The 7390-nt window shown below is 35.9% G+C and carries 8 protein-coding genes; 6 read left to right on the top strand and 2 right to left on the bottom strand.

Features of this window, described 5'->3' with window-relative positions; translation table 11 throughout:
- Nucleotides 1-69 precede the first annotated feature (69 nt).
- Nucleotides 70-963, bottom strand: a complete 894-nt coding sequence (locus C9J34_RS02405) for a Fic family protein (protein ID WP_107838259.1) — start codon at nt 961-963, stop codon at nt 70-72.
- Nucleotides 964-1177: 214 nt separating this feature from the next.
- Between C9J34_RS02405 and C9J34_RS02400 the strand changes: the two genes are divergently transcribed.
- Nucleotides 1178-2086, top strand: a complete 909-nt coding sequence (locus C9J34_RS02400; RefSeq protein ID WP_107838258.1) for an aminoglycoside phosphotransferase family protein — start codon at nt 1178-1180, stop codon at nt 2084-2086.
- A gap of 349 nt (nt 2087-2435) precedes the next feature.
- Entirely contained in the window at nt 2436-3377 is a 942-nt protein-coding gene (locus tag C9J34_RS02395; RefSeq protein ID WP_107838257.1) for an alpha/beta hydrolase, read from the top strand.
- A 79-nt stretch (nt 3378-3456) separates the two neighbouring features.
- On the opposite strand, the gene C9J34_RS02390 is transcribed toward C9J34_RS02395, so the two are convergent.
- On the bottom strand, nt 3457-4671 hold the full coding sequence (locus C9J34_RS02390) for a multidrug effflux MFS transporter (RefSeq protein WP_107838256.1): 1215 nt from the start codon (nt 4669-4671) through the stop codon (nt 3457-3459).
- Between the two features lie 79 nt (nt 4672-4750).
- Between C9J34_RS02390 and C9J34_RS02385 the strand changes: the two genes are divergently transcribed.
- The 4 genes from C9J34_RS02385 to C9J34_RS02370 all read left to right on the top strand — a co-directional run bounded on the left by C9J34_RS02385 (nt 4751) and on the right by C9J34_RS02370 (nt 7389).
- Nucleotides 4751-5353: a class I SAM-dependent methyltransferase gene (locus tag C9J34_RS02385; RefSeq protein WP_107838255.1), complete on the top strand. Its 603-nt coding sequence runs from the start codon at nt 4751-4753 to the stop codon at nt 5351-5353.
- A gap of 248 nt (nt 5354-5601) precedes the next feature.
- Nucleotides 5602-6057, top strand: coding sequence for a LytTR family DNA-binding domain-containing protein (locus C9J34_RS02380; RefSeq protein ID WP_107838254.1), 456 nt, complete (start codon nt 5602-5604; stop codon nt 6055-6057).
- 4 nt (nt 6058-6061) lie between these two features.
- On the top strand, nt 6062-6472 hold the full coding sequence (locus C9J34_RS02375) for a DUF3021 domain-containing protein (RefSeq protein WP_107838253.1): 411 nt from the start codon (nt 6062-6064) through the stop codon (nt 6470-6472).
- A gap of 2 nt (nt 6473-6474) precedes the next feature.
- Nucleotides 6475-7389, top strand: coding sequence for an ABC transporter ATP-binding protein (locus tag C9J34_RS02370; RefSeq protein WP_107838252.1), 915 nt, complete (start codon nt 6475-6477; stop codon nt 7387-7389).
- Nucleotide 7390 lies beyond the last annotated feature (1 nt).

The following is a 7390-nucleotide window of genomic DNA, read 5'->3' as shown; positions in this document are numbered from 1 at the left end:
GCTTGTGTGACCAACATCATGTTGGCCTCAATCGGGTTTTTACAGGCTGTTGATACGGGATAAATCTCCCTAGCCTTCATAATGTACTCTAAAATAATCCAAATACTTCTTAAACTTATCCTGTGAAGCAAAGCAAGTATCTAGTAAATACCCTTTTTCCTGTTCCCATTTAGATAGCCCGCGATAATAATATATCTTTAGTTCATCGTCAATAATAAATGGTACAATATTATTTTTGAGTAACTCTTTAAACATAATTAATCGACCCACACGTCCATTGCCATCTTGAAACGGATGAATCGATTCAAATTGATAATGAAATTCTATAATTTCTTCAAATGACTTCACCTTATTTTCATTGTATTCCGTTAGCAGTTGCTTCATTTTAATTGGAACTTCCTCTGGTAATGTTGTTTCTTTTCCACCAACTTCATTTGGTAGCTTTTTGTAATCACCAACGGCAAACCATTCTTTTCTTGAATCACTTGTTCCATTTTTCAAAGTTTGATGCAGTAGCTTAATTAACGATTCACTCAGAGGTTGTTTCGCATATTCGATGATTATATTAATCGTATTGAAGTGATTGGCTGTTTCCACAATATCATCTACATTCAAAGGTTCAGTATCCATTCCGATTGTGTTCGTTTCGAAAATATAACGAGTTTGCTCATGAGTAAGCTTACTGCCCTCGATACGATTGGAGTTGTATGTTAACTCAATTTGAATTTTATGATAGATTCCACCCTTGATCTTAGATTTCTTTTCTTCCTTTAAAATATCAAGTAAAGTTCGCTTCTGAATTTTCTTATTTAAACGCTCAGGTTTTTTTGCCGATATGGGAATCCACCAAGTTTTTCCGTCAAGTTTTGCCCCTTCAATACGCCCATTTGTTGCATAATTACGAACAGAACGCTCAGATATCCTCCATTCTTTTGCCGTTTCAGCAACTGTCATATACTCCATATCACACACCTCCGATATAGATATATTATACCTTATTATCGGCAATATTATAACAAATAAAACAAACATATCAAATATTATTGCCGATGATTAATTTCATTTATTTGACAAAAAACAAACAACATGTAAAATTGATTTACCAACAGAATCTCTACATTTCACCATAAGATAATCCCTTCATTAAAATAAATCTTACGAAAAAGGTTGTGACAACATGCAAGCCATTAAAGACTACAATACATTCCAAAAAATCGAAGCAATCAACAAAGGTTGGTCAACCGATAAAAAATACTATATTGAAACAATAAACAATGAAAAAAGACTTCTCCGTATCGCAAATATATCCGAGTATAATAATAAAAAAGCTGAGTTCGACACGATGAAACAGGTTGCCGCATTAGATGTATCCATGTCACAGCCACTGGATTTTGGCATTTGTCATGACGGACAAAGTGTCTATTCCCTCTTTACTTGGTGCAATGGGAATGATGCGGAAGACGTTTTGCCACAATTAACAGAGATTCAACAATATGAACTTGGCATCAAATCTGGGGAAATGCTAAAGCTTATTCATTCTATTCCTGCCCCACTAGAACAGGAAGATTGGGCTACCCGCTTCAATCGCAAAACAAACCATAAAATCAAAACATATAAGGACTGCCCAATTCAATTTGATGGCGATGAACAAATCATTCATTATATCGAAAATAATCGCCACCTATTGTTGAACAGACCCCAGTCTCTTCATCATGGGGATTATCATGTTGGGAACATGATTATTTCCCCGAATAATACGCTGTCAATCATTGATTTCAATCGTTTTGATTTTGGTGATCCTTGGGAGGAGTTCAATCGAATTGTGTGGAGTGCGGCAGCTAGCCCACATTTTGCAACTGGACAGCTTAATGGCTATTTTGATGGCAAGCCCCCTATCGAGTTTTTTAAACTATTAGCATTTTATATTTCAAGTAATACGCTTTCTTCAATGTATTGGGCAATTCCATTTGGTGAAAAGGAAATTGTGACAATGAAAAATCAAGCAAAAGATATACTGTCATGGTTCGATAATATGAATAACCCTGTACCAACATGGTATTTAGAAAAGAGCAGATCTGAAAAATGATATGCTCTTTTCTAAACCCCAAGACTTTTCGCAAATATTTAATATATACTCTGAAAAGTTAATATCTTTTCCACACCCCTCATAGTAAACTTAGTGCTAGCAATTATTTATGTATCATATTGCCTTCTTTAAAATGTTGAAAATACTAGATTCAACATCTTTGTATTTTCTTTTAACATGAATAAGTAAAACTAGGTTTTTCATTATTCAAAGGTATTTTCTACTGTTGGGACAACTTCTATCTTGCCCTATCGTAGTTCATTAATATCCTTCCTTTTTTGGTAACCTCTCCTTAAACATGAGCGTCATAGAAGGTAGATTCTTACTTAAATAGAAGGAGTGGATATACTTGAATTTTGATAAACTAGTGAAACAGGCAATTGAAATCGTTGGTTTCCCTTTCACATTAACAAATATGTATTTGAATAAACGTAGATATATAAAAGAAATTGGTCAAAGGATTAACATTGGAGATCGCTTCATTCACACAATTGTTGCTGATGAAAAAAACAGCGAGTATACCGTCATATTGGATGCTGGACTAAGTTGTTGCTCTTTAGATTGGCACTATATTCAGCCACAACTAGCTAAATTTTCAAGTGTGCTTTCATTTGATCGAGCTGGCTATGGATGGAGTTCAACAACCCCTACAGCCTATACAAGCGAAGATGTTGTAAGTGATTTAACGTATATCCTTGAGAATTTGCAGCTAAAGCCTCCATACATTTTAGTCGGTCATTCCTTTGGTGGCTTGAATATGAGGCTATTCGCCAGTAAATACCCTGCAAAAGTAGCGGCGTTAATTTTGATTGATGCTGTACATGAAAAGAGATATTTGAGCAATGAATGGGATACGATTCGAAAAAATTCACATAAAAAAAATCTTAATCTGTTTCGATTTGGTTATCTAACTTCTGGAATCGGTCTTCCGAAACTGCTAAAGCAACCAGTGGGAAGAAAATATTTACCAGAGCCTTATCAGAAATATGTTCAATATATAGGCTATCACCCGAAATCTTATGAAACGGCATATAAGGAATTTTTATATAGTGAAAAATCGGCTTTACAGGTTAAAAATGCCCAAGCATTAAAAGCAGATATGCCAGTGGTTGTTTTATCATCTAACAATACCGATCTCACTTGGGTGGAGCATCAAAACTTGCTCAGTCAATTAACTAAAAATACAACACAAATCAAAACAAATTGCCAACACTCGATTCATTTAGAAAATCCCGATTTAGTTATTAAGGTAATTCAAAATACGATGAAAATGCCAATTGGGCAAGCATAGAATATATGTTGAAAAAGAGCTAGCTGATTTCAAAACAAGTAAGCCTCTTTCCAAGAATTTAAAAGCTGAAGGACGCTCTTCAGCTTTTAATCAAACTATAAATAATAATCGCCAGTGAGCTACATACAAAAATGGTAATCCCCATCGGAATGGCTGTAAAATCTCCGCCAATACCAACTAATGGTGAAACGAGCGCACCGCCGCCAAATGGTAAAATACCTAAAAAGGCAGATGCACTTCCTGCCGCTCTTCCTTGTCTTTCCATCGCCAATGAAAACGCGGTTGTCCCTACAATACCAACACTCGAAACGACGAAAAATAAAGCAAACAATACTAACCAAAGGGGGCCTTGTAACAAAACTGCTAACAAGAATAATAATGCTCCACTAAATGACATCATCGTACCATAGAGTAGCAATTTCTTTTCTTCCATGCTACTTGCTAGTTTCCCCGTTACTTGTGCTGCAATAATAATGCCAACGCCATTTGCAGCAAAGATAAATGAAAATTGCTGTGGTGTTGCACCGTAAATGTTTTGCAAGACAAATGGAGAGCCTGCGATATAGGCAAACATACTCATCGAAACAAATGCCTGTGACAGCGCAATTCCCATGAAAACGCGGTCTTTCAAAAGCAGGTGGAATGTTTTCACCGTAGCAAGCATACCGCCCTCTGCCCTGCTCTCTTTAGGTAATGTTTCTGTCAATGTCAAAGCAACTGCTAAAAACATCACAACACCGATTAAGCTTAAAATCACAAACACGGCGGGCCATGTCACAAAGCGCAGTACAGCACCACCGAAAATAGGCGCTAATATAGGTGCTGCCCCGTTCACTAATGACAGCAGTGCTACAAATTTTGTCAGCTCTTTACCTGAATACATATCCCTTGCAGATGCCCTTGCAATAACAATTCCCGCAGCCCCAGCAAAGCCTTGCACAAAGCGAAGCGCAATAAACATCCAAATGGATGTGCTAAATGCACATAATAAAGACGCTACTGCATAAACAAGTAGTGTAAATAACAACGGGCGACGTCGACCATGAATATCGCTTAATGGACCGAAAATTAGCTGTCCAAATGCGAGCCCTAATAAGCAAGATGTAATACTCATTTGCACAAGCGATGCTGTCGTTTCTAAATCTTTTGCGACAAGCGGCAATGCGGGCAAATACATATCCATCGATAACGGACCAAATGCTGTAAGCGACCCTAAAATTAAAACAAACCATAATTTCTTACTATGTATTTTTTCTGACTTTGTATGCAATTGATTCAATCCTTTCCCATTCAGAGAGCATTTGAATTATACTAGTAACACCAAACTCTCTTGACTACAATAACATAATTTTTACAGTAAAGGAGCCTATCTAATGGGAAATATCGATATTTTTGAAATGATGGCGGATAGCTATGATACAAATGAAAGAATAACCATTGCTCAAGTCGCAGCAAATGCTATTCGTGAGCGTTTAGTTGATGCAACGAATAAAACGGCTATTGATTTTGGCTGTGGTACAGGACTTGTCGGGATGCACTTACTCGATGATTTTCAATCTGTGCTTTTTTTAGATGCGTCACAAAATATGGTGGACGAAATACAGCAAAAAATTGAAACATTTAATATTACAAATGCCTCTACACAATGTGTAAATATCGAAAAGGAAAGCACAAACAATTTACGTGCTGATTATATTTTTATGGCACAAGTATTGCTGCATATTGACAATACGGAATTCGCCCTATCCAAACTATATGAACTATTAAATGAAGGCGGACATTTACTTATCGTCGATTTTGATAAAAACGAAAAGGTCATATCCGATATGGTACACAACGGCTTCGAGCAAAAAGAGCTAGCTGCGCTTTTAGCGAAAATCGGCTATCAACAGATTCAATCGAAAACCTTTTATCATGGTGAAAAAATATTTATGGCACAGGATGCTTCTATGTTTATATTAGATGGCAAAAAATAAGCGATTACGTTAAAACGTCAACATTCTTCAGCAGAAAAGGTTGGCGTTTTATCATTTTAGAAATATTAACGCTTTTTTCGTATTTTACAATTTTACTTATCTCACTGCTTATCCATGCATCTTACTCCATATAATCTACTCCTCATATTGAAAATTCGACCTCTTGTTTAAAAATTGTGCATGACCAAATTTTTCTATGCTACAGTATTACTAGCGAATTCGATAGAACGTGCTAAGGAGGCCTCCGCTTGAAAATTCACTTAACCATTAATAGTGCCTTAGAAGAAACAGAGATTCATATACATGCAAAAGTGTATAACGAGCAAATCGAGCAATTGATGAAGCAATTACAAGCTTCGCAGACCATGCAAATGAACGTATTAGATGGTTATTTGCAGCAAGAAATTTATCTGCTCAAAATTAATGATATTTTTTCTATTTACGCAGAAGGTACCAAAATTTATTTACAAACAGATGAGCAAGAATATGAGTCCAAAAGAAAGCTGTACGAACTTGAAGCACAATTAGCAAAGGATTTTGTCAGAGTAAATAAATCAACGCTTGTCAATATTCACAAAATTTCTTCCATTCAAATGGGTAAAATCGGCACTACACAATTGTTGTTAGAAAACGATACGAATATTCCTGTCAGTCGAAAATATTTAAAAGATTTAAAGCGCCACCTTGGAATTGGAAAGGATTGATACGATGAAAATTTTGCGCATGATTATTATTGGTATACTCATTGCACTCAGTAGCTCTTATATTTTAGTAACAATTAGCATACTTCCTAAAGCAAATGTCCTTATATCAGGTGAGGAGCTGCTTAACCAAATATTAATTGCTACTATTCTAGGTACTGCCATTGGCCTTTTATCTCTTCTATTTGAATTGGAGCGTCTATCATTTCTATTACAACTCGCCCTTCATTTAATGGGTGTAACCTCCTTTGTATTAATTGCTGGTTACTTCGGTCAATGGTTCAAACATTTTGGTGTCGGTAATGTACTCATATCTGAGGCAATTATTTATGTCATTGTTTGGAGCATGATGTATTTACTACAGAAAAGGGATGTTGAGCAAATTAATACAGCCATTCAAAAAAGGAAGGAGCAGTAAACGTGAAGTCGATTATTCAAGTAGAAAATTTACGTAAAAGCTATGGACAGCATGAGGCAATTAAAGGTATTTCATTTTCTGTAGAACAAGGTACTCTTTTCGCTTTTCTCGGTGCGAATGGAGCGGGCAAGTCAACAACAATAGAAATTTTATGTACTTTATTAAAAAAATCTAGCGGCACTATAAATATGAATAGCTACATGCTTGATAGCAGTCATGACAATGCTGAAATTCGTAAATCAATCGGTGTTGTCTTTCAACAAAGCTTACTGGATGAACATTTGACCGTATATGAAAACATTATCCATCGCGGTAAGATGTATAATTTATCAAAGCAGGAGCTAATAGATAACTATCAATTTGTATCCTCCTATTTAAATTTAAACGATATTGAAAAACAAAAGTATGGCACATTATCTGGTGGGCAAAAAAGGCGGGCAGATATTGCAAAAGCACTTATTCACCGCCCTACCCTATTATTTTTAGATGAGCCAACTACAGGGCTTGATCCACAAACGCGTCAATTTGTCTGGCAAACCATTAAACAGTTACAAGAAGAAACAAATATGACTGTATTTTTGACGACTCATTATATGGAAGAGGCTGCAATGGCCGATAAAGTTATTGTACTAAAGCAAGGTGAAATTGTTGCTGAAGGTACACCTGATGCGTTGAAAACACAATATGCCTATGATCAACTAGCACTCGTTTTTTATGATTTTACCGAGGGGGCAAATTGGCTTCAAGAAAATAATATTAACTATACAGAAAAGCAAAATATCTTTACAATTCGCGTACAGTCCACATTACATGCATTAGCCTTATTAAAGCAGATTGAACCACTCATTGCTTCCTTTGAAGTAATAAAGGGGACAATGGATGATGTATTTATTCATATTATGGAGCAGGAGGTGTAAT

This window comes from Metasolibacillus meyeri, assembly GCF_003049505.1.
Classification (GTDB): Bacteria; Bacillota; Bacilli; order Bacillales_A; family Planococcaceae; genus Metasolibacillus; species Metasolibacillus meyeri.
The sequence above is the reverse complement of the archived record's forward strand: the minus strand, read 5'-3'. Positions and strand labels throughout refer to the sequence as shown.

Coding starts and splice junctions, on each gene's coding strand:
- C9J34_RS02405 (WP_107838259.1), bottom strand. CDS start 963: ATGGAGTATATGACAGTTGCTGAAACGGCAAAAGAATGGAGGATATCT.
- C9J34_RS02385 (WP_107838255.1), top strand. CDS start 4,751: ATGGGAAATATCGATATTTTTGAAATGATGGCGGATAGCTATGATACA.
- C9J34_RS02400 (WP_107838258.1), top strand. CDS start 1,178: ATGCAAGCCATTAAAGACTACAATACATTCCAAAAAATCGAAGCAATC.
- C9J34_RS02375 (WP_107838253.1), top strand. CDS start 6,062: ATGAAAATTTTGCGCATGATTATTATTGGTATACTCATTGCACTCAGT.